Origin of the sequence: Clostridium sp. LY3-2 (assembly GCF_024705715.1) — a bacterium.
Taxonomy (GTDB): domain Bacteria; phylum Bacillota; class Clostridia; order Clostridiales; family Clostridiaceae; genus Clostridium.
In genome coordinates, this window is sequence record NZ_JAMDLQ010000028.1 from 39,465 (window position 1) to 57,705 (window position 18,241).

Genomic DNA, 18,241 nt, shown 5'->3' on the forward strand with positions numbered 1-18,241 from the left:
AAGCACCTAATTTTTAGGTGCTTTTTTTTATACACTAATATAAATGATTCATAAAACTTAAGAATTTAAAATATTAGATAATTAATTATAAAAAATCGAACTATTTATCTAAAAAATACAAAAATAATCGTAAAAAAATTGTCGAATTATCTGAAAACTGGTATAATCTTTTTATTATATTATTTTACAAAAGAAAGTAGGAGATTAGATGGCAGAAGATAAAAAGCTTAGATGGTATAATCTTTCTTTGATGGCATTTGTAATGGTTTGGGGATTTGGTAACGTAGTAAATAACTTCGCAAACCAAGGGCTTCAAGTAGTAGTTTCTTGGGTGCTTATTATTGGATTATACTTTGTTCCTTATGCCCTTATGGTAGGAGAACTTGGCTCTGTATTTAAAGAAGGTAAAGGGGGAGTTAGTACTTGGATTAGAGAAACTAGTACACCAACTCTAGCATACTTTGCAGGGTGGACTTACTGGGTAGTACATATTCCATATCTTGCTCAAAAGCCACAAAACGTTTTAGTTGGACTTGGGTGGATATTTAAAGGGAATGGAGATTTAATAAAGACTTTATCTCCTATGACGGCACAGTTAATAACTTTAGGTATTTTCTTATTTTTCGTTTGGGTTTCATTAAAAGGAATGAACTCACTTAAAATAATAGGTACAGTAGCAGGTACAGCTACATTTATTATGTCTATACTTTACATATTAATGATGATTGCAGCACCGGCTTTAAGAGGTGTTCAAATTGCAACTACAGATATTTCGTTACATAGTGTAATTCCTAATTTTAACTTTGCATACCTAACAACAATATCTATGTTAGTATTCTCAGTTGGTGGTGCAGAAAAGATATCACCTTATGTAAATAATACTAAGAATGCTTCAAAAGAATTCCCAATAGGCATGATAGTACTTGCTATTATGGTTGGTGTATCAGCTATATTAGGTTCAGTTGCTATGGGAATGATGTTTGATGCAAATAATATTCCAAACGATCTAATGATGAATGGTCAATATTATGCATTCCAAAAACTTGGAGATTATTATGGTCTTGGAAATATACTTTTAATTATTTACGCAATTGCAAATACAGCAGCTCAAATTTCTGCTTTAGTATTTTCAATAGATGCTCCTTTAAAAGTATTACTTGCAGATACTGATGATAATTTTGTTCCTAAAGGTTTAACAAAAACAAACAAAAATGGAGCTCCGGTTAATGGTTATATAATGACTTCTGTTTTAGTTGGAATATTAATAATAGTTCCTGCTTTAGGAATAGGAAACATGAACGAATTATACAGCTGGCTTTTAAGATTAAATGCAGTTGTAATGCCACTTAGATATCTTTGGGTGTTCTTAGCGTTTATGCTACTTAAAAAAGCTAAAGATAAGTTTAAATCAGATTACAAATTCCTAAAAAATGACAAGATTGCATTTGGAGTAGGTGTTTGGTGCTTTATCTTTACAGCATTCGCTTGTGTTTTAGGAATGTTCCCTCAAGGAGTAGAAACATTTAGTAGCCCTTGGTGGTTCCAAATTAGTTTAAATGTTTTAACGCCATTTATATTAATAGGTCTAGGATTTATATTACCTATTATAGCTAAAAAGAAAAAAAGATAAAATTTTAAGTGCTAAATTTAATTTAGCACTTTTTTTTATTCTCTTTAAAAGTTAAGAAAAGATTAAATATAAAGTAAATACTTGAAAAATAAATTAAATACTATATAATAGGTTATACAATAACTCTTAAGTGATTATGTTAAGAAAATTTAAGGAATATATGCTTTTATACTTAAGAATTAAATTGTATAATGAAGTAAACCAGGAAGAAGAGGAATGAGGATATGAATAGAGTGAATTGGAAAGCTATACTTTATATAATAATAGGCGTTGTTATTATAGGGGCTGTCATTAATTTATTTATTTATCTTTTACCTTTCATATTAGTTGCGATGCTTGTCCTTTGGGGATATTTCAAATTAAAAGGTAAAAAGGTAGAAAAAGAATTCAAAAAGAATGAAAATGTGTATGAAGAAAGAGAGACATATTATAGTAATGAAAAGATGTCTGATTCAGATGATGATGACTTCGACACATCAAAAGCAATCGACGTAGATTATGAAAATATTGATGATAAATAGTGTATAATAGAGCTAAGTAATTTATTTTACTTAGCTCTAGTTTAGGTATATTAGAAAGTAAGGAGAGAAAATATGAATTTCAGAAGACTTAGAATTTTTTATGAAACAGCTATACATTTAAATATGACAAAGGTTGCTAAAAGTTTATATATCAGTCAACCGTCGGTAAGCCAAGCGATTGGAGAACTAGAAGAAGACTTAGGAGTAAAACTTTTTGATAGAATTGGTAGAAAGATATCTTTAACTCATGAAGGTGAAGTTTATTTTAATTATGCAAGAAGAATTTTAAACCTTTATGATGAAGGCGTTGATACAATCAGGAAAATGGGGAATAGAGAGTTTGGAAAAATTAATATAGGTGCAAGTACAACTATCGGTATTTATATTCTTCCAGATATAATAAAAGAGTTTACAAAGCTTAACAAGAAAATTGAGATATCACTAATAATAGAAAATACAGAGAATATAGAGAAGTTGATTTTAGAAAATAAGATAGACTTTGCCTTTACAGAAGGTGCTATTCATTCAGAAGAAATTACATACAAAAAGTTTTTAGAAGATGAAATTGTATTTATTACACCTCAAAATGAAGAGTGGGAAAAAGTAGACTTTTTAAAAGGGGACATATTAACTAAAGAAAAATTTATAATGAGAGAATACGGTAGTGGTACTAGAGAGATAGTTGAAAACTACCTAAATAAAAATGAAATAAACTATAGAGTTTATATGGAACTTGGAAGCGGAGAAGCTATTAAAAAGAGTGTTGAGGCTGGTCTTGGGATAGGTTGTATATCAAATCTTTGCGTTAAAGAAGAAGTAGAAAATAATAAATTACTTATTAAAGGGTTTAATGGCGAAAAAATTAAAAGGGATCTATTATTTTTACATCACAAAGATAAATTTATAAGTAGCAATATGGAAGCTTTTATAGAAGAAGCCTTTAAAATAAAATAAAAATCTTCTTTTCTAAAATTAATTTAATAAAATTGTTTACATAAAGACATGCTAGGGTAGCGTGTCTTTTTTTTATATTCAAATTTGTAAAAAAAGGTAGCGTGAGATATAATTGAAAATAAATGTTTTTTACATTTCATGCAAAAAAAGGGGGCTATATTATGGAAAAGATAAAGATGAAAACTCCATTAGTTGAAATGGATGGAGATGAAATGACAAGGGTTTTGTGGAAGGAAATAAAAAGTATATTATTAGAGCCTTTTATAGAACTAAATACGAAATATTATGATTTAGGACTTTTAAAGAGAGATATTACGAATGATGAAGTAACAAAGGAAGCAGCACTTGCAATAAAAAAATATGGGGTTGGAGTTAAGTGTGCAACTATTACTCCAAATAAAGATAGAGTTAAGGAATATAACTTAAAAGATATGTATAAAAGTCCAAACGGAACTATAAGAGCTATTTTAGATGGAACTGTTTTTAGAGCACCAATAATTACAAAGGTTGTTGAAGCTTACATAAAAACATGGAAGAAACCTATAACTATAGCAAGGCATGCTTATGGAGATATCTATAAAGATGTGGAAATGAAAGTATCTAAAGGAAAGTGTGAGCTTTTATTTACAGATGAAAATGGAAATGAAGAAAGAAAACTTATCCATAACTTTGATGGAGATGGGGTTGTGCTTGGAATGCATAACTTAAATAATTCTATCGAAAGTTTTGCTAGAAGCTCATTTAATTATGCGTTAGATACAAAGCAAGATTTATGGTTTTCAAGTAAAGATACTATATCAAAGTTATACGATCATACATTTAAAGATATATTTAACGATATATTTGAAAAAGAATATAAAGCAAAGTTTGAAAAAGAAAATATTGAGTATTTTTATACTCTTATAGATGATGCAGTAGCTAGAGTTATTAAGTCAGAAGGCGGGATGATTTGGGCTTGTAAAAACTATGATGGTGATGTTATGAGTGATATGATAGCAACGGCTTTTGGTTCTTTAGCTATGATGACTTCAGTTTTAGTATCTCCAGATGGAAACTTTGAATATGAAGCTGCACATGGAACAGTTCAAAGGCATTATTATAAACACCTTAAAGGAGAAGAGACTTCTACTAATTCTGTTGCTACTATTTTCGCTTGGACTGGTGCCCTTAGAAAAAGAGGGGAATTAGATTCTAATAAGGAACTTATAAATTTTTCAAATAGTTTAGAAGAAGCAGTTATAGAGACTATAGAAAAAGGATTTATGACTAAAGATTTAGCTTTAATTAGCAATTTTGAAAATATTAAAGTTAGAAATAGTTTTGAGTTTTTAGAAGATGTAAAAAATACCCTTTTAGACAAAATATTATAAAAATTATGTATTAAAAATAAAATTAGTAATAAAAAATTAATATAATTAATTAAACTGAGAAAATCAGAAAAAATTACAAAAATAATCCATAAAAATGTTTACATTATGTGAAAAATTATATAAAATAGGATTTAAGGAAGGGAAATAATGCTAAGAGTTATAAAAAATTCATTATTTTAAGTAATATTTCTCTTGACTAAATCCTATAATATTAAAGTAGGTTTTAAGATTACAAAAATAACTTACAAAATATTCAAAAACTATGTACAAACCGTAAAATAAATGTTATTATGTAAATGATAACAGAAGAAGAAAAAGGAAATTGTACTAATAATTAGGGAATAGAAGGAGATGCAGATTATGAACAAAGTATTAGTATTGTCTAAAGGAACAGGGCAATCAAAAGCGTTTGAAAGATTTGTTAACGACTACACAGAAAAGAACTCTTTAAATATCGAGTGGATATTTTCAAATGATTCAGGTATGGGAGAAATCATTGAAAATGGAGATGTTAATGTAGCTCTTATCTCACCAGAGATGTTACTTGTAGAAAAGAAAATACAGCAGGAATTAGAAGGAGCTAACATTCCATATTCTAGTATTAAACCAGCTGACTTTGGATTAAAGAGAATTGAAAAAATTCTACCAACAATAGAAGAGTACTTAAAATAAATTTAGAATATAAGTTATATAAATTTACTTAAGTTAATATAATTAAATATAATTTAAAAGGGTTTGTAGTTTAAAAGAATTGCAAATTATATGATACTAAGTTATGGGTACTTTCGAGATTTACAGGGCGGCACCCTAGTAAATCAAAAAAGAAAGTTTCATATAAATAAATCAATTCAGGGGGGAAACCAAAATGAAATTTATGGACAAATTTGCTGCTTGGCTTGAAAAGGTTATGATGCCTATCGCATCAAAGCTTGGTAGCCAAAAACACTTAGCTGCGCTAAGAGATGGATTTATAGCTTACCTACCTATATCATTAATCGGTGCCGTTGGTACTATGATGCTAAACGTTTTATTAAAACCGGACTCATTAGTAGGTAGAGAATTAATGAAGATTGAGGCATACAAAACTTCTGTATTCCCATTCTTAGAAAAATATGTTAACCCAGTGTTTAACCAAATGTGGTGGGCAACATTAGCAATGACTACTATTTACTTAGTAATCACTATAGCTTACGCTTACGGTAGATCTCAAGAAGTAGATCCACTTGCTACAGCAATCGTTGCTTTAGGAGCATACTTAGCTATGATTCCAGATTCACAAGTTTTAGATGGATTAACTTCAACTATTAAAGATGTAACTTTAGTAGAAAAAGTTCCTGAAACTCTAAACAAAATCGCTGGAACATTAGGTGTTGCACCTGACGCTTTAAAAGAAAGTTTAGTTGGCGCTGACTTTATAACTACAACAGGAACTTGGGGACAAATCTCTTGGGGATCATTTAACTCAACTGCAATGTTCGCTGGTATCTTAGTTGCATTATTCTCAGCTCAATTCTTCTGCTTTATAGTTAAAAAAGGTCTTGTTATCAAGTTACCAGATCAAGTACCACCAGCAGTTTCAAGATCATTCGCTGCAGTTATACCTGGTATCTTAACAGTTATGGTATTTGCAATAATTTCAATGCTATTCTTAAAAGTTGTAGGAACTGACTACAAATCTTGGATAGATACTACTATTCAAAAACCATTAGAGAGATTAGGACAATCTCCATTTACTTACATTGGATTAATCACTTTCTCTCAATTATTATGGTTCTTCGGATTACACGGTATGAACATGGTAGAGCCTGCTCTTAACACTATGTACTTACCAACATTAAACGAAAATATTGAGTTAGTTGCTCAAGGTAAAGAAGCAATCCACACATTCACTAGAAACTTCGTAGACGTATACGCAATGCCAGGTGGATCAGGAGCTACTTTCGCTCTTATCATTTCAATAATGATCTTCTCTAAGAGACAAGAGCAAAAAGAACTTGCTAAATTAGCATTCGCTCCAGGATTATTCCAAATCAACGAGCCAGTAATATTCGGTTTACCAATCGTATTAAACCCAATTTACTTTATACCATTCGTATTAACTCCAGGAATATTATTAACTTTAGCATACTTCGCAACTGAAGCAGGTATGGTTGAAAAAATCCAAGCGTTCATTCCTTGGACAACTCCACCAGTATTATCAGCTTTCTTAGCTACAAATGGAGATTTCAAAGCAGCTATATTAGCAGCATTACTATTCGTAGTAGCTCTAATTATCTGGACACCATTTGTTATAGCTTCTAACAAGATGGCAGAAGATGCTGAATAATTAGAAGAATAATATTAATTTTGAAGTGCATAAGCTATAAATATAGCTTATGCCTTCTTTTAAATTTAGGAAAATACTGTATTAAAATTTAAATTTATATTAGAATTAGTGTAGGGGCTAATATAAATTTAGATTTTAAGGGAGGGACTTAATTATGGCATTTATAAATAGCGTAGAATTAGATTATCCAGTAGATGAGGTATTTAAAGTAATTATTAGAACAGCAAAAAGAGATTTTGCAAATTTTAATCCGAAAGATCCTATAGGGACATATACTACAAAAACTGCTGGAAATTATGGAATGAAGCAAGCAAAAGTAAGGGTTGAGATAACAGATTATAAGTTAAATGAACTATATCAAATAACTACAGTTAGAGATAAATTAATGTTTGTTTCTACATATAGGTTTGAAGATTTAGGTGATTCAAAAACTAGGTTCACTTTAGAAGAATCTGACTGTACAGAAGGATTTTTTAAAGCTATGAACGGTATGATTCAAAACTTCGTTTTTAAAAAGAGAATTAAAAATAGATTTTCTTATTTAGTACAAGGTTTAGAAAATGAGATATTAACTTATAGAGAAAAGGTAGAAAAAGCGAAGCCAAAGGCTGTTTCAGAATAGAAAATTTTAAGAATAATATAAAAGCTTTAAAATATAATATATTGTAAATAATTAAAAAGGATATCTAAAATGGATATAAAAAGTTATTACAAGTATTATAAGATGTTAGAAGAACTTAAAAAGGACAAAGGTTCATTAGTTTTTAAAGTTAATGGAGAAAAAGATACAAGTAAGTTATATAACGTTAAAATCGAAGGCGGAAAACTTCCAAAAGGAAAGGAAATTTTTCTAGAATCGAATAGCTTAAAGGATATACTTAAAAGAGTTTATGAAAAATATAATAAAAGCTAAAAAAGAAGGAAATAAGTTTCCTTCTTTTTTTATTTAAAATGCATAATTTCCATCTTTAAATATTTCTATAGTAGTATCGTCGTAAGTTACACCTATTATTTCTAAGTCTGAAGTTCCAAACATAAAGTCAACGTGAGTTAAAGATACGTTTGAACCGATCTTTAAAAGCTCTTCTTTAGAAAGGTTTTCTCCGTCTTTAATACATGATGGGTAAGCTTCTCCTATAGCTAAGTGACAAGAGGCATTTTCATCATATAAAGTATTGTAAAATAATATGTTTGAATTAGAAATAGGTGAGTTATAAGGAACTAAAGCAACTTCTCCTAAGTACTTAGAACCTTCGTCAGTATTTATTAATTCTCTTAAAGCTTCTAAACCTTCTTTTGCGTCGAAATTAACTATTTCTCCATCTTTAAAAGTAATATTAAAGTCATTAATTAAAGTTCCATTGTAATTTAAAGGTTTTGATGCATATACTATTCCGTTTACTCCATCTCTTTTAGGAGTTGTGAAGATTTCTTCTGTTGGCATATTTGCAATAAATTCAACTCCTCCTTTAGTAAATTCAGAACCTCCACACCAAATATGATTTAAAGGTAATTCTACTTTTAAATCTGTTCCAAGTGAGTTTTTCATCTTTAGATATTTAAAGTTATTTTTATTAAAAAATTCTAAATGTTTTTTTATGTTATTTAAATGAATATCCCAAGACTTTATAGGGTCTTCGCTATTTAATCTCATAATATCAAAGATAGAATTCCATAAAAGCTCTACAGCTTCTTTAGAAGAAACATCATTAAATACTTTCATAGCCCATTCTTTAGTAGGAATTGAAACTATGCACCAAGCATTTTCATTGCTCATAAGTTTATCAGAGTAAACTTCTTTTAAAGCTTTGCTTCTAGCTTGAACGCTAGATGATATCTTTTTAGGGTCAACATCTTTTAAAAGTTCTGGGTTGCTAGCTGAAATTGCAAATACAGAAGCCCCGCGGCTAATATAATAATTATATTTTTCTACTTCAAAATCTGGTATTTCTGATACTGTTTCTAAAGAAGCGTTTTGAAGTCTTATTTTTGAGAAATCTTCATCTGAATAATTTATAAATACGTCTTTTGCACCGATTTTAAATGCAGCTTCAGCTACCTTTCTTGCAAAGTAATCACATTTTATAGGTGAATTAATTATAAGTAATCCATCTTTTTGAATATTTAAACCTTTTTTTACTATAAGGTTTGCATAATTTTTTAAAAGTAAATCGAAATTTTTGTTCATTTTTCTACCTCCATTGATTAATTTAAATATAATTTTACCATAATAAGTAATAATAATATAGTTAATAGCTAGTTAACTTAAGTAAATCTTGTAAGGACAAAGGATAAAGGATATAATATAAATATTTGGAATATTATTAAAATAGAATAGGAATGGAGACTTAAAATATGTTTAACTTACTAGAAAATTTAGTTCATAAAAATAAAGATTACGGAAAAGAAGGTAAGCTAGCATCGTATATTCCAGCCTTATTAAAAGCAGATCCTAATGATTTAGGAGTTGCAATTGTGAAATTAGATGGTACAGAGTATTTTGCAGGAGAATGTGATAAAACATTTACTATACAGAGTATATCAAAAGTAGTGGGGTTAATCCTTGCAATTGATGATAACGGAAAAGAAGTTGTCTTTGATAAAGTTAACGTAGAGCCAACTGACGCAGGGTTTAACTCTATAGTTAACTTAGAAGTTAAGGATACTAAAAGACCATATAACCCAATGATAAATGCTGGGGCGATACTTACTACATCGCTTATAAAAGGTGAAACAGAAGAAGAAAAAGTAGGGAAACTTATTACGTTTATGAAAAAAGCTACTAATAACCCTAATATAAGTATTAATGAAGAAGTATACGTTTCAGAAAAATTAACAGGGGATAGAAATAGAGCTTTAGCTTATTTTATGAAAAGTAACGGTATACTTACAGGGAATATTGAAGAGATATTAGATTTATATTTTAGACAATGTTCAATAGAAGCAAATGCAAAAGACTTAGCAAGACTAGGCGCAGTTTTAGCAAACGATGGAATAATACCTTGGAGCGGTGAAAAACTTATAGAGAAAGATACTTGTAGAATAGTAAAAACTATTATGACAACTTGTGGTATGTATGACGCTTCAGGTAAATTTGCTGTAAGAATTGGAGTGCCTTCTAAAAGTGGAGTAGGCGGAGGAATACTTAGTTCTGTACCAAAGAGAATGGGAATTGGAGTATACGGACCTGCTTTAGACGAACAGGGGAACAGTATAGCGGGAATTAAATTATTACAAGATTTATCAAAAGAATTAGATTTAAGTATTTTTTAAATTATTGTAAGCTAATTTTAAATTTTTAAAAGATACTAAATGTTATAATTAGAAAAGAAACACTTAAAATTAAAAAATATGGAGGTTAGTAATGGAAAAATTACTTATTTTAGATTCAAACTCATTGTTAAATAGAGCATTTTATGCACTTCCACCATTAACAAACAATGAAGGACTTAATACAAACGCTATTTATGGATTTTCAAATATGCTTTTAAAGATGCAAGACGATATAAATCCAGATTATATAGTGGCTGCCTTTGATAAAAAAGCACCAACCTTTAGGCATAAAGAATATGGTGATTATAAAGCAGGAAGAAAAAAAATGCCTCCAGAACTTAGCGAGCAATTTCCAGTTGTAAAAGAATTCTTAAAGCTATTAGGTGTAAACATCTACGAAATAGAAGGATTTGAAGCTGATGATATAATAGGAACAATTGCAAAGACTGCAGCTAAAGAAGGTATGGAAGTATACGTAGTAACTGGAGATAAAGATGCCCTTCAACTAGCAGATAAGAATATTAATGTTCTTATAACTAAAAAAGGTGTTTCAGAAGTAGCGGCTTACGATTACGACACATTTGTAAAAGAGTTTGAAGTTACACCAACACAATTTATAGACGTTAAAGGACTTATGGGAGATAAATCAGATAATATTCCAGGAGTTCCAGGAGTTGGTGAAAAAACAGCATTTAAACTTATAAAAGAATACGGTTCAGTTGAAAATGTATTAATGAATATAGACAGTATAAGTGGGAAAAAGCTTAAAGAAAATTTAGAAAACTATAAAGAACAAGCGATATTTAGTAAAAAGCTTGCAACTATTATGGTAGATGTTCCTTTTGAGGGAATAATGGAAGAGATAAAAGATAAGAGAGAAACAGATAAAGATAAGCTTAAAGAATTACTTATTAAACTTAATATGAAGTCAGTATTAAATAAATATATCTCTTCAAGTGACGAAGAAGAGAGAGTTATAGATATAACTGAATTAAGTAATAGTGAAGAACTTAAAAGAATATTATTAAGTGAAGATAATAAATATTATATAGCTTACGATATAAACGAATCTCCTTTAAATTCAAAAAGAAGCATTAAAACATTTGTAGTATCTAAAGGAGAAGATTCAAACTTTATAGATATGACTAATCTAGATAATGATGGATTTGAAGTTTTAAAAGAATTCTTCGAAGATGAAAACAAAATAAAAGTAATTCATGACTCTAAAGCACTAATTAAAATACTTAATAAAAAAGGTATTGAGGTTAAAGGCTTCGAGTTTGATACTGCAATTGCATCATACTTAATAGATTCAGCTCAAAGTGATTACAACATAGATAGAATAGTTATGCTATTTATAGGAGATGAAATAAAGGGCGATAAAGATGAATGCTTAAAAAAAGGTGTAGTTTACTTAAAAGAGTTAGAAGAAAGACTAACTAAGAAGATAAAAGATGAAGGAATGGATGAATTATATTATAGTGTAGAACATCCTTTAATTTATACTTTAGCTTCTATGGAGAATATCGGGTTTAACATAGATGAAGAAACTCTAAAAGAATTAAAAGATAAATTCAAAAAAGAAATAGAAGTAACTGCAAAAGAGATATATGACTTAGCAGAAGAAGAGTTTAATATAGGGTCACCAAAACAACTTGGAAAGATATTATTTGAAAAATTAGACCTTCCTGTAATTAAAAAGACAAAAACAGGATACTCAACTAATGCAGATGTATTAGAAAAGTTAAGAGATAAGCACCCTATAATAGATAAAGTAACTTATTATAGACAAATTACAAAGATTAACTCAACTTACGTAGAAGGATTAATGGCCTTGATTGATGAAGATGGCAAAATACATTCAAGCTTTAATCAAACTGTTACTACAACAGGTAGATTATCAAGTACAGAACCAAACCTTCAAAATATCCCTATAAGATATGAGATGGGTAGAGAAATTAGAAAGATCTTTATTCCGACAAATGAAGATGATCTATTACTATCAAGCGATTACTCTCAAATAGAACTTAGGGTTCTTGCAGATATGAGCGGTGATGTAAATATGATAGATGCTTTTAAGCACCATAGTGATATCCACACTAAAACAGCTTCAGAAGTATTTAACGTTCCTATAGAAGAAGTTACATCTACTATGCGTTCAAGTGCAAAGGCGGTTAACTTTGGAATAGTTTATGGAATAAGCGATTTTTCTCTAGCGCAAGATATAGGAGTTACTAAAAAAGAAGCTTCAGAATATATGAAAGTTTATTTTGATAGATATCCTAAAATTAAAACATATTTAGATTCTTTAATAGATAGTGCTAAAGAAAATGGATATATAAAAACTATCTTAAACAGAAAAAGAATAATTCCAGAGATAAAATCTTCAAATAGGATAGTTAAAGCACTAGGAGAGAGATTAGCTATGAATGCACCTATTCAAGGTAGTGCTGCAGATATTATAAAAATAGCTATGAACAACGTTTATAATAGATTAAAAAAAGAAGGATTAAAAAGTGAATTAATACTTCAAGTACACGATGAACTTATCTTAAACGTTAAAAAGGATGAATTAGAAAAAGTAAATATATTAGTAAAAGAAGAGATGGAAAACGCAATCAAATTAAAAGTTCCACTAGATGTTGATGGTAACTACGGAAAGACTTGGTACGATACTAAGTAGAGGAGGATATTTATAATGTTAAAGATAGGTCTTACAGGTGGTATTGGGACTGGTAAGAGTACTATTTCATCAATAATAATAAAAAACGGATTTAAATTAATAGATGCAGATATTATATCTAAAGAAGTTCTTTTAAAATACCCTGAAATTTTAGAAAGAGTAAGGATAGATTTTGGTGAAGGATTTTTTGATTGGAGAGGTGAATTTAGAAGAAAAGAATTTGGAAACCATATTTTCAGGTTTCCGATTCAAAGAAAAAAATTCGAAAATTTAATTCTTCCATTTATTAAAAAGGAAATCGATTCACAAATTGAAGAGTACAAAAACAAAGGCGAAAAGTTAGTATTTATTGATGCACCAACTCTTATTGAGACGAATCTTCATGAAGAGATGGATTATGTTGTTTTAGTTTTTGCAGATAATGCAACTCAAATTTCTAGAATTAAACTTAGGGATAAATTAAGTAACACTGATGCATTAAATAGAATAAACTCTCAAATGCCGCTTGAAAAGAAGAAAGAATTTGCAAATATTATTATTGATAATAATAAAGATTTAGAAAGTACTAAAAATCAAGTAGATGAAGTTATTGAGTTTTTCAAATCATTTATATAAATGATATTGATTAGGAGTATCTAAAATGAAGTTAAGAAGAATATTAGTAGTATTAATAGTTTTAGTAGGTGTAATTCTAGGGGCTAAATACGTTGCAAAGCAATATATTTTCCCATACAATTACAAAGATTATGTAGATAAATATAGTAAAGAAAATAATTTAGACCCACTATTTGTTTTATCAGTTATAAAGGCAGAAAGCGATTTTAATCCTAATGCAACTTCAAACAAAAAAGCCTGTGGCCTTATGCAAATAACAGAAGAAACAGGAAAAGATATAGCAAAAAAGATGGGAATAAATAATTTTAATACAAAAGACTTATATAACCCAGAAATAAATATCAAAATGGGAACTTGGTATTTAAAGGATTTATATAAAGAATTTAAAGATTGGGATTTAGTTATTTCAGCTTATAACGCAGGAAGAGGCAACGTTAATAAATGGTTAGAAGATGAAAGGTATTCAAAAGACGGGGTAAATGTAACTAAGATACCTTTTAAAGAAACTGATTCTTACGTTGAAAAAGTAAATTTTTATTATAAAATATACAGTAAGCTGTATAAATAAAATATAGAAACATTGGTGATTAGGATTGAGTAAATTTAAGATTACAGGAATAGTTTTATTTGCATTATTATTACTTCTAATAGGAGTTAGGGCAATAATGCCATATATTATTCCGATAGAGTCAAAGGTTGTTTTTAATAACAACCCTGTAAGTGATAGAGAAAAGCTTCTATTTGACTTTATAAAAAAAGATATGACAAACCAAAACGGTGGTATAAAAACTAACTTTAAAAAAGAACTAAGCGAAGGGGATATAACTAAAGGTGATGCAGTATTATCTGAATCAGAAGGGATGATGCTTCAATACTATTTAGATAGAGGAGACACTTCAAATTTTGATAAAACTTTAGAATTTATAAAGGATGATTTAAAGTTAAAAAACGGCTTAATAAGTTGGAGACTTGAAGGAGATAAAAAAGCAGAAAGCTCTGCAACTATTGACGATTTAAGAATAGTTAAGGCATTACTTTTAGCTGATGAAAGATTTAAAGGAATTAAATATAGAATCGAAGCTATAAGTATATCAAATTCTATTTATAAAAATCTAGTAGTTGATGATAGTTTAATCGATTTTGAAGATCCTTCAGGAAAAAGCAAAAAAACAACTCTTTGTTATTTAGATTTACCTACTTTAAAATATCTAAATAATATAGATTCTAAGTGGAAGTTTGTATTAAAAAATGCTAAGACAGTTATAAATAACGGGTTTATAAGTGATAAGCTTCCGCTTTATAGTAAATATTATGAAAATGATACAAAAAAATATGATACAGAAAACCCAGATATGCTGCTTTCATCTATAATAATATTAAATAAAGCAGAGATAGGTGATGATGTATCTAAAAGCGTAAACTTTATTAAACAGAAGTTTAAAAAAGACGGTGCAATTTATGCAGTTTATGACAGAAATACTGGAGAAAAAGCATCAAAAGTTGAATCTACTTCTATCTATGCATTACTTTTAAGAATAGCTAGTAAGGTAAATGATACTGAATTATATAACTTAGCATTAAATAAATTAGAAGGCTTTCAAATTTTAAATAAGGATAGTGAGATATACGGAGGATACGGAGATCCGAATACTCTTACTGTATATTCTTTCGATAATTTAAATGCGCTACTTGCATATAGAGATGTAAAATAAATGTTATAGTTCTAAAACTATAACATTTATTTTTTTTAAGAATCCTTAAAACTTTTTTATTTGTATAGTTTAAGATAGAACTATATAATATAATTGTAAGGTAATTTTAAGGTTAGAGTGGAGGATATAATGAAAAACTTTATTTTTAAAGATAGATATAATAAAGATATTCAAGGATATGTTTGGAAAGATGAAAAAGTAGATGATTCTGATATTAAAGGGGTCGTTCAAATTGCACACGGGATGACAGAGTGGGCAGGAAGATATGATTACTTTGCTAGAAGATTAGTTAAAGAAGGTTATGTAGTTTATGCAAACGACCACAGGGGACATGGTAAAAGTGCAGAAAAATTAGGATATGCATGTGATATTCATGGCTTTAATAGTATGGTAGATGGTATGAATAAATTAAATTCTATAATAAGAACAAACCACCCATCAAAAGAAATTATTTTATTTGGTCATAGTATGGGATCTTTTTTAAGTCAGAGGTATGCTGAAATTTATGGTGATACTATAGATAAGCTTATTCTATCTGGAACTAACGGAAAACCAGATAAGATAACAAAACTTGGAAGATTAATTGCGAAGATAGAAATGACTTTAAAAGGAAGAGACCACGTTAGTAAGCTTATGGACAAGCTATCATTTGGATCTTTTAATAATAAATTTAAGCCAGTTAGAACTAATTTTGATTGGTTATGCGGTGATGAAAAAGAAGTAGATAAATATATTGAAGATAAGTACTGTGGATTTGTTTGTACATCTTCATTTTATCACGATTTAATAGATGGTATATGGAGTATCCATAACGAGGATAATTTAAAATGTATTAATAAGAATATGCCTATTTTTATCTTTGCAGGAGATAAAGATCCTGTAGGTAAGTCTGGGCAAGGTATATTAAATCTTTATAACTCTTTTATTAAGCTTGGAGTAAAGGATGTAAAATATAAGCTTTATAAAGATGGTAGACATGAAATGTTAAATGAGAAAAATAAAGATGAAGTTATATCTGATGTATTAGCTTGGTTAGAGAAAAATAATTAATATTAAAATTTTTCATAAAAAACAACTCTAAAAAGGAGTTGTTTTTTTATTTTGGATTTAATTTGTCATTTTAATACTATTTTAGTCGATATCCTTCACAGAGAGATATAAATAAAGTAAAATTAGTATAAAGGGGGTAAAAATGTCAAAAAATAGTGAGTTAAAAAATCTTTTATACAGTTCAAAAATAAAGGTTATACTTTCAATGATTTTTTGTTTCTCAATGTATTCTTTTATAATATTATCCTTTAGTAAAAACGTATTAGTTGGAATTTATTTAGTCCAAATAATAATGTTTGTCACAAATCTTTGTGTAATACTTGTAACTTGGTCAACTAGAAGATTAGATAGAAGTAAATTATTCGATTTAGTATCTTATGTATTTATTGTTGTTATATTTAGTAATTTAGTAGTTTATATGCTTGATTTAACAGAGATAATGAGAAAAAATGATAATATAATATTTTTAAAAGAGTATGGGATATACTTATTAATTCTTTATGCTGAAGCTATCCGTGCTGTATTTGCTTTTATAAATACAAAAAGAATAATACTTGAAAATCATTTAATAAGGATCATAGTGCTATTTGGAATAATATTAATTTTATATAATTTAGATATGAACAGAGTTTCTGTAGTGATTGGGGTATTATATTTTATACAGACAGCTGTAGCTAATATTAATGATATTAGTAAATTCGATTTAGTTATAGAGGATGAAATAAATTATTTTTATGTATTTGCAATTATAAATTTAATTGTAAGCATTCTTATGTTAATAATGCTAATTTTCTATGTACCAAATGATTTTTCAAGAGTTCTAAATGCATTGATTTTTACTGAATTAAATGTTTTAGCAATTTTTACAGTAGATAATTTATTGAATAACCCATATAAGATACTGTTTGCTAAAGTATATAGTAAAAGTGAAGAACTAAAAAATATTAATAAAGATTATCTAGAAAAAATAAGAGAACATGAGTTTACAAGGTTAAGGCTTAAAAATAGCGAGAAGCTTGTTAAGGATTTACTTAGAAGTATGCCAGTACCTTTAGTTATTATTAATAATGAAACTAAAAGAATTATATATGCAAATAAACTTTTTCTAAATCTAGTAAGAGAGGATAATCTACGGTCAATAGTTAATTTTAATATTAATTATATAATTGATATTGAAAACGGAGATGTGTTTGATGATGATTCTAAATTAAAGATATCAAAATGTAAAATAAGAAATAGTGAATCTTTTTTAACTATGCAATTAGTTAATACTAATATAGAAAATGGTGAGATTATATTATCTTTTACGGATATAACATCAAAAGAGAAACTAAATAAAATAAAAGATGAAATAAAAGAAAATGAATTTAGGCAAAAAATCAGAAAGAACTTTTTATCAAATATAAGTCATGACTTAAAAACTCCAATAAATGTTATTTATTCAGCTACTCAATTAGAATCATTTTTTGTACAAAACAATGACATAAATTCACTTATAAAGTATATTGATATCTCTAAAAGTAATTGTTCATCACTTATAAGCTTAGCGGATAATATAATTGATGTGGGAAAGATTAATTCAGACGATATTGATGTAAATTTAGAAAAGATAGAAGTAGTTGAGTTTATTGAAGAGATAGTTCAAAGCTTAGTGTTTTACGCTAAAAGCAAAAATATAGACTTAATTTTTGATACAAATGAAGAGATAATATATTTATATTTAGATAAAAAGGCAATTAATAGGATAATAGTTAATATAATTTCTAATTCTATTAAATTTACAGAGCAGGGAGGTGAAGTATTAGTTAAAATAACAAATAATTTACTAGGAGTAAATATTGAAATAATAGATAACGGAATAGGAATAGATGAAGATCTTATAAAAAACATTTTTGATATGTATAGCACAAAAGGCAAGGGGAAAAGCCTTATGGAAAAAGGAAGTGGTATAGGGCTATATGTCGTCAAAAGATTAGTTGAGGCCCAAGGGGGAGAAGTAACTATCGAAAGTAAAAAGTTGTGTGGAACTAAAGTCGGTTTGTTTTTTAAGAGAGGGGGGCTAAAAAATAATTAAGTGCCTTAAAAACAAAGGATCGATTGTCAATAT

16 protein-coding genes are annotated in these 18,241 nt (G+C 28.3%); 15 read left to right on the forward strand and 1 reads right to left on the reverse strand.

The features are described 5' to 3' along the window. Positions 1-208 precede the first annotated feature (208 nt). The 8 genes from M4I33_RS09490 (at position 209) to M4I33_RS09525 (ending at position 7,714) form a co-directional block, all read left to right on the forward strand. Positions 209-1,630: an APC family permease gene (locus M4I33_RS09490; protein ID WP_257916556.1), complete on the forward strand. Its 1,422-nt coding sequence runs from the start codon at positions 209-211 to the stop codon at positions 1,628-1,630. A 224-nt stretch (positions 1,631-1,854) separates the two neighbouring features. Next, on the forward strand, positions 1,855-2,151 hold the full coding sequence (locus M4I33_RS09495; RefSeq protein WP_257916557.1) for a hypothetical protein: 297 nt from the start codon (positions 1,855-1,857) through the stop codon (positions 2,149-2,151). Positions 2,152-2,223: 72 nt separating this feature from the next. Next, the gene (locus M4I33_RS09500) at positions 2,224-3,105 is read left to right on the forward strand and encodes a LysR family transcriptional regulator (RefSeq protein ID WP_257916558.1); all 882 of its coding nucleotides are present in this window, start codon (positions 2,224-2,226) and stop codon (positions 3,103-3,105) included. 161 nt (positions 3,106-3,266) lie between these two features. Continuing rightward, positions 3,267-4,475, forward strand: coding sequence for an NADP-dependent isocitrate dehydrogenase (locus M4I33_RS09505; protein ID WP_257916559.1), 1,209 nt, complete (start codon positions 3,267-3,269; stop codon positions 4,473-4,475). Between the two features lie 360 nt (positions 4,476-4,835). Continuing rightward, positions 4,836-5,147: a hypothetical protein gene (locus tag M4I33_RS09510; RefSeq protein WP_257916560.1), complete on the forward strand. Its 312-nt coding sequence runs from the start codon at positions 4,836-4,838 to the stop codon at positions 5,145-5,147. A gap of 193 nt (positions 5,148-5,340) precedes the next feature. Then, entirely contained in the window at positions 5,341-6,801 is a 1,461-nt protein-coding gene (locus M4I33_RS09515) for a PTS sugar transporter subunit IIC (RefSeq protein ID WP_257916561.1), read from the forward strand. Positions 6,802-6,955: 154 nt separating this feature from the next. Continuing rightward, a complete protein-coding gene (locus M4I33_RS09520) occupies positions 6,956-7,423 on the forward strand; it encodes a DUF3284 domain-containing protein (protein ID WP_257916562.1) in 468 nt (155 codons plus the stop codon). Positions 7,424-7,492: 69 nt separating this feature from the next. Beyond that, positions 7,493-7,714, forward strand: coding sequence for a hypothetical protein (locus M4I33_RS09525; RefSeq protein WP_194189961.1), 222 nt, complete (start codon positions 7,493-7,495; stop codon positions 7,712-7,714). A gap of 33 nt (positions 7,715-7,747) precedes the next feature. Here M4I33_RS09525 and M4I33_RS09530 read toward each other — a convergent pair whose 3' ends face one another. Beyond that, entirely contained in the window at positions 7,748-8,989 is a 1,242-nt protein-coding gene (locus tag M4I33_RS09530) for an aminopeptidase (protein WP_257916563.1), read from the reverse strand. 167 nt (positions 8,990-9,156) lie between these two features. Between M4I33_RS09530 and glsA the strand changes: the two genes are divergently transcribed. The 7 genes from glsA to M4I33_RS09565 all read left to right on the forward strand — a co-directional run bounded on the left by glsA (position 9,157) and on the right by M4I33_RS09565 (position 18,208). Further along, the gene (gene glsA, locus M4I33_RS09535; RefSeq protein ID WP_257916564.1) at positions 9,157-10,074 is read left to right on the forward strand and encodes a glutaminase A; all 918 of its coding nucleotides are present in this window, start codon (positions 9,157-9,159) and stop codon (positions 10,072-10,074) included. Between the two features lie 91 nt (positions 10,075-10,165). After that, complete coding sequence (gene polA, locus M4I33_RS09540) at positions 10,166-12,757, forward strand: DNA polymerase I (protein ID WP_257916565.1); 2,592 nt, start codon at positions 10,166-10,168, stop codon at positions 12,755-12,757. A gap of 15 nt (positions 12,758-12,772) precedes the next feature. Then, positions 12,773-13,372, forward strand: coding sequence for a dephospho-CoA kinase (gene coaE, locus M4I33_RS09545; protein ID WP_257916566.1), 600 nt, complete (start codon positions 12,773-12,775; stop codon positions 13,370-13,372). A 25-nt stretch (positions 13,373-13,397) separates the two neighbouring features. After that, positions 13,398-13,940 carry a lytic transglycosylase domain-containing protein gene (locus tag M4I33_RS09550; protein ID WP_257916567.1) on the forward strand — a complete coding sequence of 181 codons (543 nt, stop codon included), beginning with the start codon at positions 13,398-13,400 and terminating at the stop codon, positions 13,938-13,940. Positions 13,941-13,965: 25 nt separating this feature from the next. Further along, positions 13,966-15,084 carry a glycosyl hydrolase gene (locus M4I33_RS09555; protein ID WP_257916568.1) on the forward strand — a complete coding sequence of 373 codons (1,119 nt, stop codon included), beginning with the start codon at positions 13,966-13,968 and terminating at the stop codon, positions 15,082-15,084. A gap of 129 nt (positions 15,085-15,213) precedes the next feature. Continuing rightward, a complete protein-coding gene (locus M4I33_RS09560; protein ID WP_257916569.1) occupies positions 15,214-16,134 on the forward strand; it encodes an alpha/beta hydrolase in 921 nt (306 codons plus the stop codon). 142 nt (positions 16,135-16,276) lie between these two features. Next, positions 16,277-18,208 (forward strand): HAMP domain-containing sensor histidine kinase, encoded by a 1,932-nt coding sequence (locus M4I33_RS09565; protein WP_257916570.1) that lies wholly within the window; start codon positions 16,277-16,279, stop codon positions 18,206-18,208. The last annotated feature ends 33 nt before the right edge of the window (positions 18,209-18,241 follow it).